12 protein-coding genes are annotated in these 17,945 nt (G+C 64.7%); 8 read left to right on the forward strand and 4 right to left on the reverse strand.

Annotated features, from left to right (window positions below; genetic code table 11):
- Positions 1-101 precede the first annotated feature (101 nt).
- Positions 102-806, reverse strand: coding sequence for an aldolase (locus IVA74_RS28435; protein WP_247349761.1), 705 nt, complete (start codon positions 804-806; stop codon positions 102-104).
- A gap of 95 nt (positions 807-901) precedes the next feature.
- Here IVA74_RS28435 and ltnD point away from each other — a divergent pair, with 95 nt between their 5' ends.
- From ltnD to IVA74_RS28465, 6 genes are all read left to right on the forward strand, one after another.
- Entirely contained in the window at positions 902-1,828 is a 927-nt protein-coding gene (gene ltnD, locus IVA74_RS28440) for an L-threonate dehydrogenase (protein ID WP_346730985.1), read from the forward strand.
- 14 nt (positions 1,829-1,842) lie between these two features.
- A complete protein-coding gene (otnI, locus tag IVA74_RS28445; protein WP_247349763.1) occupies positions 1,843-2,625 on the forward strand; it encodes a 2-oxo-tetronate isomerase in 783 nt (260 codons plus the stop codon).
- Entirely contained in the window at positions 2,622-3,899 is a 1,278-nt protein-coding gene (otnK, locus tag IVA74_RS28450) for a 3-oxo-tetronate kinase (RefSeq protein ID WP_247349764.1), read from the forward strand. The genes otnI and otnK overlap by 4 nt, the downstream gene beginning before the upstream one ends.
- Positions 3,900-4,069: 170 nt before the next feature.
- Positions 4,070-5,761, forward strand: coding sequence for a methyl-accepting chemotaxis protein (locus tag IVA74_RS28455; RefSeq protein ID WP_247349765.1), 1,692 nt, complete (start codon positions 4,070-4,072; stop codon positions 5,759-5,761).
- A 245-nt stretch (positions 5,762-6,006) separates the two neighbouring features.
- Positions 6,007-9,186: an efflux RND transporter permease subunit gene (locus IVA74_RS28460; protein WP_247349767.1), complete on the forward strand. Its 3,180-nt coding sequence runs from the start codon at positions 6,007-6,009 to the stop codon at positions 9,184-9,186.
- Complete coding sequence (locus tag IVA74_RS28465) at positions 9,173-10,375, forward strand: efflux RND transporter periplasmic adaptor subunit (RefSeq protein WP_247349768.1); 1,203 nt, start codon at positions 9,173-9,175, stop codon at positions 10,373-10,375. The genes IVA74_RS28460 and IVA74_RS28465 overlap by 14 nt, the downstream gene beginning before the upstream one ends.
- Before the next feature lie 68 nt (positions 10,376-10,443).
- Here IVA74_RS28465 and IVA74_RS28470 read toward each other — a convergent pair whose 3' ends face one another.
- Complete coding sequence (locus IVA74_RS28470; protein ID WP_247349769.1) at positions 10,444-11,958, reverse strand: acetyl-CoA acetyltransferase; 1,515 nt, start codon at positions 11,956-11,958, stop codon at positions 10,444-10,446.
- A 166-nt stretch (positions 11,959-12,124) separates the two neighbouring features.
- Positions 12,125-13,258 carry a nitronate monooxygenase gene (locus IVA74_RS28475; protein ID WP_247349770.1) on the reverse strand — a complete coding sequence of 378 codons (1,134 nt, stop codon included), beginning with the start codon at positions 13,256-13,258 and terminating at the stop codon, positions 12,125-12,127.
- Between the two features lie 253 nt (positions 13,259-13,511).
- Between IVA74_RS28475 and IVA74_RS28480 the strand changes: the two genes are divergently transcribed.
- Both IVA74_RS28480 and yghU read left to right on the forward strand, forming a co-directional pair.
- Positions 13,512-15,170 carry an NAD(P)/FAD-dependent oxidoreductase gene (locus IVA74_RS28480; RefSeq protein ID WP_247349771.1) on the forward strand — a complete coding sequence of 553 codons (1,659 nt, stop codon included), beginning with the start codon at positions 13,512-13,514 and terminating at the stop codon, positions 15,168-15,170.
- A gap of 110 nt (positions 15,171-15,280) precedes the next feature.
- A complete protein-coding gene (yghU, locus tag IVA74_RS28485; protein WP_247349772.1) occupies positions 15,281-16,162 on the forward strand; it encodes a glutathione-dependent disulfide-bond oxidoreductase in 882 nt (293 codons plus the stop codon).
- 178 nt (positions 16,163-16,340) lie between these two features.
- Here yghU and IVA74_RS28490 read toward each other — a convergent pair whose 3' ends face one another.
- Positions 16,341-17,618, reverse strand: a complete 1,278-nt coding sequence (locus tag IVA74_RS28490; RefSeq protein WP_247349773.1) for an acyl-CoA dehydrogenase family protein — start codon at positions 17,616-17,618, stop codon at positions 16,341-16,343.
- Positions 17,619-17,945: the final 327 nt, after the last annotated feature.

The raw sequence follows: 17,945 nt of genomic DNA on the forward strand, positions 1-17,945 counted from the left end.
CTGAGGTGCGCGCCCTTCGCGCGCCTCGAAGGGCCGCGAGCGCCTGTAGCCCATCCTTCGAGGCTTCACCTTGCGATGCATTGCATCGCAAGGCTCGCGCCTCAGGATGAGGGCGGAGTATGCGGTGAGCGCCCGTGCTCGTGCCCATGCTCCGGCAGCTTCACCCCGAACACTTTCACCAGATCCTCCACCTGCTCCGGCGACAGATAGCGCGGGTTCATCCCGCGCAGCAGCAGATACAGCTTCGCCGTCTCCTCCAGCTCCTCCGTCGCGAACACCGCGGCCTCCAGCGTGTCGCCTGATACCACCGGGCCGTGATTGGCGAGCAGGACGGATGAATATTTCCCCGCCAGCCCCTTGATCGCGTCAGCCACCGCGGGATCGCCGGGGCGGTAATAGGGCACGAGCGCGGTGGCGCCGCATTTCATCAGATAATAGGCCGTCATCGGCGGCAGCACGGCACGCGGATTGACCTCGGGGAGCATCGACAGCGCGACGGAGTGGGTAGAATGCAGATGCACGATTGCCCTTGCGCTCCCGCGCGTGGCGTAGAGCGCAGTGTGCAGCGGAACTTCCTTGGTCGGCGCATCGCCCGAAACCAGCCGGCCCTGCTCGTCCAGCCGCGACAGTTTTGCGGGATCGAGAAAGCCGAGCGAGGCGTTGGTCGGCGTCACCAGCCAGCCGCCGCCGTCCAGCCTGACGCTGATATTGCCGGAGGAGCCGGGCGTCAGCCCGCGCTCGAACAGGGACCGTCCGAAGCGGCAAATGTCTTCGCGCAGCCGTGTCTCGTTGCTCATGGCCGTCATGTCTGTTTGTCTCACGCTTTGGCAGCGCGGCCAAGCCGTGTTATTCGGTTGCCAAGCTGCCGCAAAGGGCGGCCGTCCGGGAAACGTTCGCAAGGATGAGTTGCATGTCCGCCTCCACGTCACAGAATCAGCGCATCGCCGTCGTCGGGCTCGGCTCGATGGGGTTTGGCATGGCGACCTCGCTGAAGCGCGCCGGTCATATCGTCACCGGCTGCGACGTCTCGGCCGATGCGGTGGCGCGTTTCGTGACGGACGGCGGCGCAGGCGCCAAGACGCCGGCCGAAGCTGCCAAGGACGCCGATATCGTCGTCAGTGTCGTCGTCAATGCCGCGCAGACCGAGACCATCCTGTTCGGCAAGGACGGCGTCGCCGAAGCCATGCCCAAGGACAGCGTCTTCCTGTCGTCCGCGACCATGGATCCTGACGTGGCGCGGCGCCTTGCCAAGCAGTTGGAGGCGACCGGCCGGCACTATCTGGATGCGCCGATCTCCGGCGGGGCGAAGCGCGCCGCGCAAGGCGAGCTGACGATTCTCGCCTCCGGCAGTCCGGCTGCGTTTGAGAAAGCGCGGCCTGCGCTCGATGCCATGGCCGCAAAGCTCTACGAGCTTGGCGATGCCGCAGGCCAAGGCGCCGCCTTCAAGATGATCAACCAGTTGCTGGCCGGCGTGCATATCGCCGCAGCCTCGGAGGCGATCGCGTTCGCGGCCAAGCAGGGCCTCGACATCCGCAAGGTCTATGAGGTGATCACGGCGTCCGCGGGCAATTCCTGGATGTTCGAGAACCGCATGCCGCACGTGCTGGATGGCGATTACACGCCGAAGAGCGCGGTCGAGATCTTCGTCAAGGACCTCGGCATCATCCAGGACATGGCGCGCAGTGCCAGATTCCCGGTGCCGGTCTCCGCTGCCGCGCTCCAGATGTTCTTGATGACGTCAGCCGCCGGCATGGGCCGCGACGACGACGCGTCGGTGGCGCGGATGTATGCGCAGGTCACCGGCGTCAAGCTCCCCGGCGACAAGTAGACAAGAGGACTCCAATGCCCCGTTTTGCCGCCAATCTCTCGATGATGTTCACCGAGGTGCCGTTCCTCGACCGCTTCGATGTCGCAGCCCAAGCCGGCTTCACCGCCGTCGAGTTTCTCTTTCCCTACGAGCATCCGGCCGAAGCGGTCGGCGAGCGGCTCAAGCGCAATGGCCTGACGCAGGCGCTGTTCAACCTGCCGCCGGGCGACTGGAATGCCGGCGAGAAGGGTTTTGCGGCACTGCCCTCGCGCTTCGCCGAACTCAAGCAAAGCCTGGAGACCGCGCTGCCTTACGCCAAGGCGACCGGCGTCAAGCGGCTGCATTTGATGGCCGGCATCGCCAACCGTGGCGAGCGCGTCGCCATCGAGGCGTTCTACAAATCGGTGGCGTGGGCCGCCGAGTTCTTTGCGCCGCACGGCATCGACATCGTGCTCGAGCCGATCAATGCGCGCAATGTGCCCGGCTATTTCCTCAATGATTTCGGTTTCGCGCGCGACCTGATCGACGAGTTGAGGATTTCGAACCTGAAGCTCCAGTTCGATATCTATCACTGCCAGATCATCCATGGCGACGTCACGATGCGGCTGCGCGAGATGATGCCGATCATCGGCCACGTCCAGATCGCCAGCATCCCCTCGCGCAACGAGCCTGACGGCGAGGAGCTGAACTATCCGTTCCTGTTCACTGAACTCGACCGGCTCGGCTACACCGGATTCGTCGGCTGTGAATATAATCCGCGCGGCAAGACCACGGACGGTCTAGCCTGGTTCCAGCCCTATGCCGGAGTGAAGCCGTGACACTTGCATTGGGCTGCATCGCCGACGACTACACCGGCGCCTCCGATCTCGCCAACACGCTGACACGCGCGGGCCTGCGCACCGTACAGACCATCGGCGTTCCCGCGGACGATCTCGCACTGCCCGAGGTGGACGCCGTCGTGGTGTCCTTGAAGAGCCGCTCGATCGAAGCCGGTCTTGCCGTATCGCGCTCGCGCGCGGCGGAGACATGGCTGCGCAGCCGCGGCGCGAGCCATGTGCTGTTCAAGATCTGCTCTACTTTCGATTCCACGGATGCCGGCAATATCGGCCCGGTGATGGACGCGCTGCGCGCCGATGGCGGCGAGTCGGTGGTGCTGGTGACGCCGGCGTTTCCGGAAACCGGCCGCACCGTTTACCAGGGCAATCTGTTCGTCGGCGCCGTGCCGCTGAACGAGAGCCCGCTGAAGGACCATCCGCTCAACCCGATGCACGATTCCAACCTGGTGCGCGTTCTGGCGCGTCAGAGCGGGACGCAGATCGGCCTCGTCGATCTCGCCACGGTCACCCGCGGCGCAGATGCCGTGCGGGCGCGGCTGGCCGAGCTCGCCGGCAAGGGCGTTGGCGCGGCGATCATCGACGCCGTCTTCGACCGCGACCTCGAGGCCATCGGCCTCGTCGCTGCCGAACACCGGCTGTCGGTCGGTGCTTCCGGCATCGGCCTTGGCCTGGCGCGCGCGCTGGTCTCGACAGGAAAAGTGCGCTCGAACACTGCGGACAGCGGCGCCGGCGCCACGGTCGGCGGATCCGCGGCCTGCCTTGCCGGAAGCTGCTCGCAGGCGACGCTTCAGCAGATCGCGAATGCCGAGCGCGTCATGCCGGTGCTACATCTCGATCCGGACCGTATTACTACGGGCGAGGACGAGGCGCAGCGTGCGCTGGCCTGGGCGAAGCCGCGACTCGCCGACGGCCCGGTCCTGATTGCATCGAGCTCGACGCCGGATCAGGTCGCAGCGCTCCAGGCGCGCCACGGCCGCGACGCGGCCGGTCACGCCATCGAGCAGGCCATGGCCGATATCGCCGAGGGACTGGTGCATGCCGGCGTCAAGCGCCTGGTCGTTGCCGGCGGGGAGACATCGGGCGCCGTGGTCGACCGGCTAAAGATTCCTGGATTTCTCGTCGGAGTAGAGATCGCGGTGGGCGTCCCGGTGCTGCGCGCGGTCGGTGCTGAGAAAGGCGACATGTTGCTTGCTTTGAAGTCCGGAAATTTCGGCGGCGCGGCGTTTTTCACGGACGCGCTTGGGCTCATGCGCTGAGCGCAGGGCATTTTTAGCGTGATGTTCACTTGTTTCGGGCTTCCGTACTCGTACGGAGTCGTAATTAACGTCTGCTCAGGTGCTCTGGTGTTGGATGTCGGTGCTGCTCCCTTTGGTTGATTCGTAGAACTTCCGGACGCCCCGCCGCGCCAGCACAAAGAGACCCGATTATGCTCGCCACCATTTCCATCCGCGCCAAGATCATCAGTGTCGTGGCGTTCCTGCTGGTCGCAATGACCGGCATGGGTCTGCTCGCCGTCATGAAGATGCGGTCGATGAATGCCAATACGGTCGACATCACCACGAGCTGGCTGCCGAGCGTGCGGGTGCTCGGCGATCTGCGTGCCGGCGTGATCACCTACCGCAACGTGATCCGCGAGCACATGCTCTCGGAGACTCTCGAAGAGAAGCTCGCGTCGGAGAAGACGCTGGCGACGGTGGTCGAGGCCAACACCAAGTTCCGTCAGGTCTACGAGCCCATGATTACCTCGCCTGAAGAGCGGGCGATGTACGGCGAGTGGTCCAAGCTGTGGGACGAGTACAAGAAGGGCACCCAGGAAGTCATGGCGCTCTCGCGCAAGGAGGCCGGCAAGGTCCCGCACGAGGCGCATGAGCTGAACACCAAGACCGTCAACAAGATCGGGCTGCAAGCCGATGAGGTCTTGCGCAAGGACATCGAGCTCAACACCAAGGGCGGCGACCAGGCCGCCCAGGATGCCGCCAACAGCTATTCCTTTGCTTTCATGCTGGTCTCGATCATTCTCGGCGCTGCGGTCGTCATCGGCACCGGCGTCGGCTTCTATCTCGTTCATGACGTATCGAGCGGCATCAACTCGATCACCGAGCCGATGCAGGCGCTTGGCAAGGGCGAGCTTTCTGCCGAAGTCCCGCATCGCGGCGAGAAGACGGAGATCGGTGCCATGGCCGACGTGCTCCAGATCTTCAAGGAAGCGTTGATCGCCAAGAAGTCCGCCGACGAGGCCGCGGCCGCCGATGCCGAAGCCAAGATCGAGCGGGGCCGCCGCGTCGACAACGTCACCCGCGAATTCGAAACCATGATCGGCGAGATCGTGCAGACCGTGTCGTCGGCCTCGACGCAGCTCGAAGCCTCGGCCTCGACGCTGACCTCGACCGCCGACCGCTCGCAGCGGCTGGCGACCACGGTTGCCGCCGCTTCGGAAGAAGCCTCGACCAACGTACAGTCGGTGGCCTCGGCGACCGAGGAGATGGCTTCATCGGTGGGCGAGATCAGCCGTCAGGTTCAGGAATCGGCGCGGATGGCGGGCGATGCCGTCGGCCAGGCCCGCGCCACCACCGAGCGCGTCAGCGAGCTCTCAAAGGCTGCCTCGCGCATTGGCGACGTCGTCGAGCTGATCAACACCATCGCCGGCCAGACCAACCTGCTGGCGCTGAACGCGACCATCGAAGCCGCACGTGCCGGCGAAGCCGGCCGCGGCTTCGCCGTGGTGGCCTCCGAGGTGAAGGCGCTCGCAGAACAGACCGCGAAGGCGACCGGCGAGATCGGCCAGCAGATCGCCGGCATCCAGGCGGCGACCAACGACTCGGTCGGCGCCATCAAGGAGATCTCCTCGACCATCGAGCGTTTGTCGGAGATCTCGTCGGCGATTGCGGCCGCGGTGGAAGAGCAGGGCGCTGCGACCCAGGAAATCGCCCGCAACGTCCAGCAGGCCGCCCAGGGCACCCAGCAGGTTTCGTCCAACATCACCGATGTGCAGCGCGGCGCGACCGAAACCGGCTCGGCGTCCTCGCAGGTGCTGTCGGCAGCGCAGATGCTGTCCAACGACTCGGGCCGGCTCAAGACCGAGGTCAGCAAGTTCCTGACCAACGTTCGCGCGGCGTAGGCCGGGCAGGCACGGAATTCCTGAAAGCGGCGTCTTCGGGCGCCGCTTTTTTGCGCGCAGGAAAGCGGCTTCTGTCACCTTTCGGGCGCGAGCCGCATATCTGGAATGCTATTTCGCAGTGCAATAGCGCGGAATTGACCGCACGTGACGCAGCGTCGTTGGCCATTTGGGCGGTCTTCAGGTAAATCAGCCGTGGAACCCGCGGGGGCGGTGTTTCCTGTCCCTGATTTGGAATTGCCTGGCGAATGATTGCTCTGGTTCGTATTGCCCTGAGCCGGCCCTACACGTTTGTCGTGCTCGCGCTCCTGCTTCTGATCATCGGCCCGCTGGCGGCGCTGCGGACGCCGACCGACATCTTTCCGGACATCCGCATCCCCGTGATCGGCGTGGTCTGGCAGTACACCGGCCTGCCGCCCGACCAGATGTCCGGCCGCATCACGACGCCGTTCCAGCGCGCGCTGACCACGACGGTCAACGACATCGAGCACATCACCGCCAACTCCTACAACGGCTTTGGCATCATCAAGATCTTCTTTCAGCCGAACGTCGATATCCGCACCGCCAACGCGCAGGTCACGGCGATCTCGCAGACGCTGATCAAGCAGATGCCGCCGGGCGCGACGCCGCCCTTGATCCTGAACTACTCTGCCTCGACCGTGCCGATCATCCAGGTGGCGCTGTCGGGTGACGGCCTCACCGAGCAGAACCTTGCCGATATCGGCATCAACCAGCTCCGCACGCCGCTGGTCACCGTGCCGGGCGCAGCGATCCCCTATCCGTTCGGCGGCAAGCAGCGCCAGGTCCAGATCGACCTCGACCCGACCGCGCTCCAGGCTCGCGGTCTCTCCGGCCAGGACGTCGCCAATGCGCTTGCAGCCCAGAACCTGATCACGCCGGTCGGAACGCAGAAGATCGGCCAGTTCGAGTACATCATCCAGCTCAACAACTCGCCGCTGAAAATCGACGAGCTCGGCAATCTGCCGATCAAGACCGTCAACGGCGCGATGGTCTATGTGCGCGACGTCGCGACCGTGCGTGACGGCAACCCGCCGCAGACCAACATCGTCCATGTCGACGGCAACCGCTCAGTGCTGATGATGGTGCTGAAGGCGGGCGCGACCTCGACGCTCGACATCATCGCGGGCATCAAGCAGAAGGTGATCGACGTCAAGGATCAGCTGCCGGACGCGCTCAAGATCGGCTTCATCGGCGATCAATCGGTGTTCGTCCGCGGCGCCATCGAAGGCGTCGCGTTCGAAGGCGTGATCGCGGCGCTGCTCACCAGCGTCATGATCCTGCTGTTCCTCGGCAGCTGGCGCTCGACCGTCATCATCGCGGTCTCGATCCCGCTCTCCGTGCTCGGCGCCATCATCATGCTGTCGGCGATCGGCGAGACGCTGAACATCATGACGCTCGGCGGCCTGGCGCTAGCGGTCGGCATCCTCGTCGACGACGCCACCGTGACCATCGAGAACATCAACTACCATCTGGAGCAGGGCAAGCCGGTCGAGCAGTCGATCCTCGACGGCGCCAACCAGATCGTGACGCCGGCCTTCGTCTCGCTGCTCTGCATCTGCATCGTGTTCGTGCCGATGTTCTTCCTCACCGGCGTGGCGCGCTTCCTGTTCGTGCCGATGGCGGAAGCGGTGATGTTCGCGATGATCTGGTCGTTCCTGCTGTCGCGCACGCTGGTGCCGACCATGGCCAATTATCTGTTGCAGCCACATGTGCATCACGAGGGCGCGCCGCCGAAGTCGCGTAATCCGCTGGTGTGGTTGCAGCGCGGCTTCGAGGCTCGCTTCGAACGCATTCGCGGCGGCTACCACAACTTCCTCGGGCTCGCGCTCGCGCACCGTCCGGTGTTCGTGATCGGCTTCCTCTGCGTGGTCGGCGCGTCCTTCGCGCTGGTGCCGTTCCTCGGGCGCAATTTCTTCCCTGCGGTCGATGCCGGCAACATCCTGATGCATGTCCGCACCCAGGTCGGCACCCGTGTCGAGGAGACCGCCAACCAGCTCGCCGACGTGCAGAAGGCGATCCGCAAGCTGATCCCGAGCGAGATCGAAACGCTGACCGACAACATCGGCATGCCAATCTCCGGCATCAACATGACCTACAACAACACCGGCGTGATTGGCCCGCAGGACGGCGACATCCAGATCAAGCTGAAAGAGGGTCACAAGCCGACCGAGGAGCATGTGCGTGTGCTGCGTGAGCAACTGCCGCGGCTGTTCCCCGGCGTCAGCTTCGCCTTCCTGCCCGCCGACATCGTCAGCCAGATTCTGAACTTCGGTGCGCCGGCGCCAATCGACCTCCAGATCCGCGGCGCCAATCTCGGCGCCAACTTTGCCTACGCCAACACGCTCCTGGCCAAGGTGCGGCGGATTCCCGGCGTCGCGGATGCGCGCATCCAGCAGTCGCCGAACAATCCGACCTTCAACATCGATGTCGATCGCACCCGCGCGCAATATGTCGGCCTGACCGAGCGCGACGTCACCAATAGTCTCGTGGTCAACCTTGCCGGCTCCTCGCAGGTGGCGCCGACCTACTACCTCAATCCGGATAACGGCGTGTCCTATTCGATCGTGATGCAGACGCCGCAATACCAGATGGATTCGCTCAGCGCGCTGCAGACGTTGCCGATCACGGCCGCCGGCAATTCGCTGTCGCCGATCCTGGGCGGCATCGCCGACATCAAGCGTTCGACGTCGAGCGCGGTGGTCTCGCAATACGACATCCAGTCGATGGTGCAGATCTTCGCCACGACCTCGGGCCGTGATCTCGGTGCGGTTGCCGTCGACATCCGGCAGGCGATCGCCGACACCGCAAAGGAGGTGCCGAAAGGCTCTTCCGTGGTTCTGCTGGGCCAGGTGCAGACCATGAACAGCGCCTTCACCGGCCTCTTGTTCGGCCTGCTCGGGGCGATCGTGCTGATCTACTTCCTGATCGTCGTGAACTTCCAGTCCTGGTCCGATCCCTTCGTGATCATCACGGCGCTGCCGGCCGCGCTCGCCGGCATCGTCTGGATGCTGTTCGCGACCGAAACGACGCTGTCGGTGCCGGCGCTGACCGGCGCCATCATGTGCATGGGCGTCGCCACCGCCAACAGCGTGCTCGTGATCTCATTCGCCCGCGAGCGCTACGAGGAGCTTGGCGATCCCATCGCAGCCGCGCTCGAAGCCGGCTTCGTCCGGTTCCGCCCGGTGCTGATGACTGCACTCGCCATGATCATCGGCATGGCGCCGATGGCCCTGGGGCTGGGCGAGGGCGGCGAGCAGAATGCGCCGCTCGGCCGCGCCGTGATCGGCGGCCTGATCTTTGCGACCTTCGCCACCCTGATGTTTGTTCCCGTGGTGTTCAGTATGGTACACAAGAAGCAAGGCGCCAAAGCCGCCGCCTCCCTGGAGACCTCGCATGTCGCCCACTGAACCCCGCTCCCCGGTATCGCACCGGAAACTGGGCATTTTTGGCGTGGTGGCGCTGATTGCGGCAGGCCTCGTGGTCGGCACCGGCATTCGCGCGCGCGAGGAGCAGGGCTCCAAGCTGAAGGAGTGGACCGACGAACAGGCCGTTCCCAGCGTCGCGGTGACGCTACCCAACGCCAAAGCCCTCCATGCCAACCTCGATCTGCCGGGCCGGTTGGAAGCCTATTCCCGCGCACCGATTTTCGCGCGCGTATCGGGTTACCTGAAGAGCTGGAGCGCCGACATCGGCGCGCGCGTCAAGGCCGGTCAGGTGATCGCCGAGATCGAGGCACCCGACCTCGATCAGCAGCTCTTGCAGGCCCGCGCCGACCTCGCCAGCCAACAGGCCAGCGCCAGGCTGTCGGAGGCGACGCTCAACCGCCGCAAGACGCTGGTCGCTTCCAACTTCGTGTCGGCGCAGGAAATCGACGAGCGCACCGCCGATCTCTCCAACAAGAACGCCGCCGTGCATTCGGGGCAGGCCAACGTCGAGCGGCTCGAGGCGCTCGCAGGCTACAAGAAGATCACCGTGCCATTCGACGGCGTCGTCACCGCGCGCGATACCGACGTCGGAGCGCTGATCAACGCGGGCGGCGGCTCGGGGCCGGCGATGTTCGTGGTTTCCGACATCACCAAGCTGCGCGTCTACGTCAACGTTCCCCAAAACTACGTGCCCGCGATCAAGATGGGCGCCAAGGCCAGCATCGTGCTGCCGGAGTATCCGAACCGGACCTTCCAGGCCACCGTGGAGGCTTCTTCGCAAGCCGTCGACGTCGCCTCGGGCACGACGCGCATGCAGCTTGGTCTCGACAATTCCTCGGGCGAGCTGATGCCCGGCGGCTACGCCAGCGTCAAGCTCAGCCTGCAGCGCGACTCGGCGCCGCTCAGCATTCCCGCCAGCGCGCTGATCTTCAACAGCAGCGGCCTGCGCGTCGCGACCGTCGGTGTCGACGACAAGGTCCTGTTCAAGCCCGTGACCATCGCCCGCGACCTCGGCCGCGAGATCGAACTCGCCTCAGGAATTGCAGCGGATGACCGCGTCATCACCGCACCACCGGATGGCCTGTCCGACGGCGACCTGGTCCGCGTGACCGGCGCCGGCGCCAAGGGCAAGCCGGCGACGGCGTCGGAGAAGCAGGCGCCGAAGGGGTAGGGGTCCCGTGCCCCGGCTCTGCGGAGCGGCATTGCATGCCGCACCGCGTCCGGGACACGAGAGCTAGTCTAGGCCGCGCGCCACTCCGGCACGCCATCGAGGGCCATCGTGATCTCGCCGAGTGAGCCGACCGGCGTCCTATCCGTGTTCAGGAGATGCGCCAGCGTCGCCGCATCGTTCGCCGGAATCCGCGCCAGCGTGCGCCGGTCATCTTCCGTCCGCAGCATCACCACGCCGTGCTCGACATCGCCGCCACGGCCGTAGAGCACCGTAAAGCTCTCGACCTTGCCCCTGCCTGAGATATCCATGACGAACTCCGGCACCGCGCGCTTGTTGCTGTCTGCCACCGCCTGCACGCTGGTCTCCTGCGCCAATGCCTCACGCGGCGGCACCTTCGACACCACCAGCGCATGATGCTTGGTGACGAAGCCGCCCTGCCCGTAAAGCAGGCCGAGCTTTGCGCCGTCGCGCACACGCCGCACCATCGCGCAGGCTGCATGCGTCATGTAGGTGTTGAGGGGCGCGCCGAAGAAGGTGAGGCCGCCGGTCACGGTCGGCTGTACGTCGGGGCCTAAGCCCAGCGTCCGCCGCGCCATCTTGGGTACGCACGGGAAGCAGCTGTAAAGTTCGATCGCGTCGAACTTCTTGCCGTCGGCCCCGGCGAGGTCCATCGCGGCTTTCAGCACCGCATTCTGCGGATGGCTCTCGTAAAACTGGTCGCGCAGGAGATAGTCGCGCGGCTCTTCCGCAGAGGCGCCACCGAGCGGGTAGACCAGCTTGTCTTCGGCAATGCCGGTCGCGCGAGCCCTGGCAAGGCTGGTGAGCAGCAGCGCACCGCCCATGTTGACGCTGGGGTTGGCAACCATGAGCTTGTTGTAGGGCCACGCGATGAGACGATTGTCCGCCGTCGGCGTCGTGATCTCGTCCGGCGCGTAGCGCCGCTTGAGCCAGGCGTTGGGATTTTGCGCCGCGGCCTCGGAATAGCGCGACCACAGCGTGCCGGACTCTGCCATGGCTTCGCGCGGCGTCTGGCCCCAATGCGCCGAGGAGGCGGTCTCATAGAACGGGTAGACGGTGACGGGGCGGAACACACCGAGCTTCACGGCCAACGGCTTCTGGAATGCCGCCCCGCGCTTCGGCTCCTCGACGTCATGGGCGAACGGCGTCCATGGCAGCTTGGCCCCGGCACGCTCGGCCTTGGTCGCGGTCGACTGCGCTTCCGCGCCACAGACCGCTGCCACGGTGCATTCGCCCCGCGCGATGCGCTTCGCTGCCTCGTGGACGTAGTGGATCGGGCTTTCGCCGCCGACCGGGCCGTAATAGCAATGCGCCGGCGTGATGCCGAGACGTTGCGCCAACAACTTCTCCGGATCGCGATAGCGCCAGCTCAGGAAGTTGACGACGTCGAGCGACTGCACTTCGCCGAGCAGCTTGGCGCCGGCGTCCTGCTCGGCACGTCGCAGCGCTTGTTCGAGCAGATCAAGCGGCTCGAGACCGTCGGTGATCTCCTTGGGGCGATCGACGATCTCGCCGATGCCGATGATGACGGGGATGCGGTTTGGGGGGATAGAGGAGTTCGTCATTTCTGTTTGCTTCACGTTTCAGATCTTGGGCACGCCGTCGCCCTTCGAGGCCTTCGCTGCGCTACGGCACCTCAGGATGACGGCTACAGATACCGCGTCATCCTGAGGTGCGAGCCGAGCGGCGCGTGCGCCGCCGGGCGAGCCTCGAAGGATGGGCCGCGGGCAATCACTCCGCCACCAGCGCATTCATGTGCTCGACGGCTTCGGCAAACTCTTCCTTGAACTCCTGCACCACGGAGCCTGCGGATTTCACGCTGTCGATCAGGCCGACGCCCTGGCCGACGAAATAGCTGACGAGATCCCGCGCCCTCGCGTTGCCACTCGCCGCGGCGCGGTCGATCGAGTTGAAGGCGTCGCGGCTGACGATGCTTTGTAGCGGCATCGGCAATGCGCCGGGGCTCTCGGGTGCGCGATCCCAGGCGTCGGTCCAGACCGAGCGGAGTTGTCGGGCCGGCTTTCCCGTACGCCCTTTCGAGCGGATCGCATCGCGCGATGATGCCGCGATCATCTTCTCGCGAAAGATCTCCGTGGTCTCGGCCTCGACGGTGGCAAGCCACACCGAGCCGGTCCAGGCGCCGGCCGCACCCATCGCCATGCAGGCCGCCATCTGCCGTCCGGTCATGATGCCGCCGGCCGCCAGCACCGGCACGTCGCGGATCGGCTTGATCGCCTTGATCACCTCCGGCACCAGCACCATGGTGGAGACCTCGCCGCAATGGCCGCCCGCTTCGGTGCCCTGGACCACGAGGATATCGACGCCGGCCGCGACCTGTCGTAGCGCATGCTCCTTGGCGCCGACCAGAGCGGCAACCGGCACGCCGTGCTTCCTGCCCATCTCGATCATAGCCTTCGGCGGCACGCCCAGGGCATTGGCGATCAGGCGAATCGGGTGGTTGAACGAGACCTCCAGCAGCTCCAACGCGGTCCTGGCATCGAACGGCTGCGGCTGGTCGTCAGCCATCTCAGTGGTCGTGAGTTCGATGTCGTATTTCTTCAGGAGATCGCGCGTGTAGTTGCGATGCTCCTGCGGCACTCGTGCTTCAAGGCTCTTCCAGGTGACGTCCTTCTCACCCGCGGTCGAAATGTTTTCCGGGATCAGCACGTCGACACCGTAAGGCTTGCCCTCAACGTGGTCGTCGATCCATTTCAGCTCGCGTTCGAGGGTATCAGGCGTGTGCACGGTCGCACCTAACACGCCAAAGCCGCCGGCGCGGCTGACGGCGGCGACGACATCGCGGCAATGGCTGAAGGCGAGCAGCGGGAACTCGATGCCCAGCATATCGCAGATCGGCGATTTCATCGTTCCCTCCCGGCGGCCTCGCGTTGCTGTTGTTGCATTCTGCAGCGAAGACCACTCGACGCTAGCCCATCGTCGTCCGCGATGCCACGCCGGATTCGGCCGCGCATCTTGCGCGCAGGCGTCGCGCGGCAGACGAGCCATTCCGCTGTACAAAATAAGCAGATCAGAGCCGGCCGATTTGCCCCTTGCGCTTTCGGATGCGCGAGCGAATGCTGGCCCACAACAACAGAAAACAACGAGGGAGCGCCAGTCGATGTCGCCAGCGCAAGCGAATCCGTCTCCGACCACGGAATCCTACAACGTGATCGTCGTCGGCGCGGGTTTCGCCGGCATGTACATGCTGCACCGTTTGCGCGGGCTCGGTTTCTCGGCGCGAGTCTACGAGCAGGGCGGCGGCGTCGGCGGCACCTGGTACTGGAATCGCTATCCCGGTGCGCGTTGCGACGTCGAGAGCATGCAATATTCCTATTCGTTCTCGGAAGAGCTCCAGCAGGAATGGGACTGGAGCGAGCGCTACGCATCGCAGCCGGAGATTTTGAAATACGCCAACCACGCCGCTGACCGGTTTGATCTGCGCCGGGACATCCAGTTCAACACCAACGTCGAGCGCGCGGTGTTCGACGAGCGTGCGAGGTGCTGGGCGGTGACGACGTCCGACGGCACAACGGTTCAGGCGCAATTCGTCGTGCTCGCGACCGGCTGTCTCTCGAATGCGCGCAAGCCCGACATCAAGGGTCTCGAGAATTTCGAAGGCCCCGTCTATCACACCGGCAACTGGCCGCACGAAGACGTTGATTTCACCGGCTTGCGCGTCGGCCTGATCGGAACGGGATCGTCAGGCATTCAGTCGGCGCCCGTCATCGCCGGACAGGCAAAACATCTGACAGTGTTTCAGCGCACTGCGAATTTTTCCATTCCCGCCCGCAATGCCGCGTTGACCGGCGAGGAGCGCAACACGTTCCGCAAGAATTATCCCGAGATCCGCCGCTTCGCCCGCGAAGTCGCGCGCAACGGAATTTTCGCCGAGCAGCCCGACCGCGGCGCGCTCGATGATAGCGACGATGTCAGGCGCGAAAAATACGCGGCGCGCTGGGAGCGCGGTGGTCTCACCTTCATGTATGCCTACAACAATCTCGGCCTCGCGCTGTCGGCGAACGACACCGCCGCGAATTTCGTCCGCGGCAAGATCGGCGAGATCGTGACGGATCCCGAGACGGCAAAGCTGCTGCAGCCGGACAGCCATCCGATCGGCACCAAGCGCATCTGCATCGACACCGATTATTTCGCGACCTTCAACCGGCCGAACGTCTCGCTGGTCGATATCAAGAGCAACCCGATCCAGGAGATCACGGCGAATGCCGTCCGTGTCGGAGGCGAGGACCACGAGGTCGACGCGCTCGTGCTCGCGACCGGCTTCGACGCCATGACCGGATCGGTCGCGAAGATCGACATCCGAGGTCCGGGCGGACAGACGCTGAACCGGAAATGGGCGGAAGGCCCCAAGACCTATCTCGGGCTGATGAGCGCCGGCTTTCCGAACCTCTTCATCATCACCGGCCCCGGCAGCCCCTCGGTGCTCTCGAACATGATCGTGTCGATCGAGCAGCATGTCGACTGGATCGCCGACGGTCTCGTCCATATGCGCAAGCAGGGCCTTGCCACGATGGAGGCGGACGGGGAGGCCGAGGACAAATGGGTCGCCCATGTCAACGAGGTCGCCCATGGCACGCTCTATCCGCAAGCCAATTCCTGGTACATGGGCGCCAACATCCCCGGCAAGCCGCGCATCTTCATGCCCTATATCGGCGGCGTCGGCGTCTACCGCCGAATCTGCGACGAGGTCGCGGCGAAGGGATATGAGGGGTTCGTGATGGAAGCCGAAGCCCGGCCGCGCAGGCTGGTGACGGGCTAGGCTGCATGCCGCCGGACTGAGGCCCGCGCCGGGCGCAGACCGGTCAGGCTTGTCATTCGCTATTTGCGCGCTAATTAATGCAGACGCATCTTCCCGCCGGAGAGCTTTGCATGACTGACGCCCCCGCCTACGTGCCGCCCAAGGTCTGGACCTGGAACAAGGAGAATGGCGGGCAATTCGCCAGCATCAACCGCCCGATCGCCGGTCCCACGCATGACAAGGAGCTGCCGGTCGGCCGCCACCCCTTCCAGCTCTATTCGCTGGCGACGCCGAACGGCGTCAAGGTCACCGTGATGCTGGAGGAGCTTCTGGCGCTCGGCCACAAGGGCGCGGAATACGACGCCTGGCTGATCAAGATCGGCAATGGTGACCAGTTCGGCAGCGGCTTTGTCGACATCAATCCGAATTCCAAAATCCCGGCGCTGATGGACCGCTCAGGCCCGGAGCCGATCCGGGTGTTCGAGTCCGGCTCGATCCTGCTTTATCTCGCGGAGAAGTTCGGCGCCTTCCTGCCGAAGGACATCAAGAGCCGTACCGAAGCGATGTCGTGGCTGTTCTGGCAGATGGGCAGCGCGCCCTATCTCGGCGGCGGCTTCGGCCATTTCTACGCCTATGCGCCGACCAAGATCGAATATGCCATCGACCGTTTTGCGATGGAGACCAAGCGCCAACTCGACGTGCTCGACCGCCGGCTCGCCGACAATGAATATCTCGCCGGCAGCGAATACACCATCGCCGACATGGCGGTGTGGCCCTGGTATGGCGCGCTCGCCAAGGGGCTGGTCTATGGCGCGGGCGAATTCCTGTCCGTGCAGGACTACAAGCACGTGCAGCGCTGGACCGACCAGATCGCCAAGCGCCCGGCCGTCAAGCGCGGCCGCATGGTCAACCGCGTCTCCGGCGATCCCGCCAGCCAGCTCCACGAGCGGCATGATGCCGGCGATTTCGAGACCAAGACCCAGGACAAGATCGGCGAGTTGGCCGCGTCGTAGGTGGTGCTTGCTTCACCTCGCCCCGCTTGCGGCCGCTCGCGGGGAGAGGTCGGAATTCAAGCTCGCTTGAATTCCGGGTGAGGGGGGGACTCTCCGCGAATCCAACCGTCACCTCCTTGCGGAGGACTCCCGCTCATCCCAACCTTCTCCCCGCAGGCGGGGAGAAGGGGAAGAAAGTTCACGCCATGCTCAGCTCGTGGCGTCCCACCACCATCCAGTGCACCTCGTCCGGACCGTCGGCGAAGCGGAGATGGCGGACGTCCTGGTACATTTCGGCGAGCGGGGTCCAGTGCGAGATGCCGGTGGCGCCGTGCATCTGGATCGACTGGTCGATGATCTTGCAGGCTCGCTCCGGCACCATGGCCTTGACCATGGAGACCCAGACGCGGGCTTCCTTGTTGCCGAGCACATCCATGGCCTTGGCGGCCTTCAAGACCATCAGCCGCATCGCCTCGATCTCGCAGCGCGCCTGCGCGATGATCTGCATGTTGCCGCCGAGATGGGCGATCTTCTTGCCGAAGGCTTCGCGGGTGAGGCCACGCTGCACCATCAAATCGAGCGCCTTCTCGGCCTTGCCGATGGTGCGCATGCAGTGATGGATGCGGCCCGGGCCGAGCCGAAGCTGCGAGATCTCGAAGCCGCGGCCTTCGCCGAGCAGAATGTTTTCCTTGGGCACGCGCACGTTGTTGAAGCGCATGTGCATGTGGCCGCGCGGGGCGTGGTCCTGGCCGAACACGTACATGGGGCCGAGCACTTCGACGCCGGGGGTGTCGCGCGGCACCAGGATCTGCGACTGCTGCTTGCTCGGCGCCGCATCCGGATTGGTCTTCACCATCACGATGAGGATCTTGCAGCGAGGATCGCCGACACCGGAGATGTAATACTTCTCGCCGTTGATCACCCACTCGTCGCCGACGAGCTTTGCGTTCGTCGAGATGTTCTTGGCGTCGGAGGAGGCGACGTTCGGCTCGGTCATGACATAGGCCGAGCGGATCTCGCCGTTCATCAACGGCTTCAGCCACTTCTCCTTCTGCTCCTTGGTGCCGACGCGCTCCAGCACCTCCATGTTGCCGGTGTCCGGCGCCGAGCAGTTCATGCTCTCCGAGGCCAGCGGGCTCTTGCCGAGCTCGGATGCGATATAGGCGTAGTCGAGATTCTTCAGGCCCTGGCCGGTGTCGTCGTCGGGCAGGAAGAAGTTCCAGAGGCCTTCCTGCTTGGCCTTGTTCTTGGCTTTCTCCAGCACCTCGAGCTGCTTCGGCGTAAAGCTCCAGCGATCCTCTTTGCCTTCGCCGGCCTTGGCGAATTCGATCGACATCGGCTCGACGGTTTCGCGGATGAACTTCTTGACGTGATCATAGAGCGGCCGGACCTGGTCCGACATCCGGAGGTCGTTGAGCTCGTCGCCGGGGTTGAGGGTGTAATTGGTGGTGCGGGGAATATAGGCGTGTTTTGTCATTGTTCCTCCCGGACTCGCTGAGATCGTGCTGGAGCAGAGAATAGTCGCAGCGTCGCCAAAGTGCGAGCGCGCATTTTCCAACGCGAACCATGCCACGCGATGGAATATCGCAATAGCGTTTCAAACACTGTTTGAGCGAGATCGGCATCGCGACGGCGACAGTCGGATGACCCGTCGGCTCGCAGATCTTCAGCAGGCATCTTGCGATTTGAACATGTGGGTCGGTTGACGGGTTGCGCCGCCGCAGCTCCTCTAGCCGATTCCGCACTGGTTCCGCCTATTCCCGGCCAGCTATTGGGGCTTTTGCGTGCCGCTGTAACCGGCTAA

This window comes from Bradyrhizobium sp. 132 (assembly GCF_023074185.1).
Classification (GTDB): Bacteria; Pseudomonadota; Alphaproteobacteria; order Rhizobiales; family Xanthobacteraceae; genus Bradyrhizobium.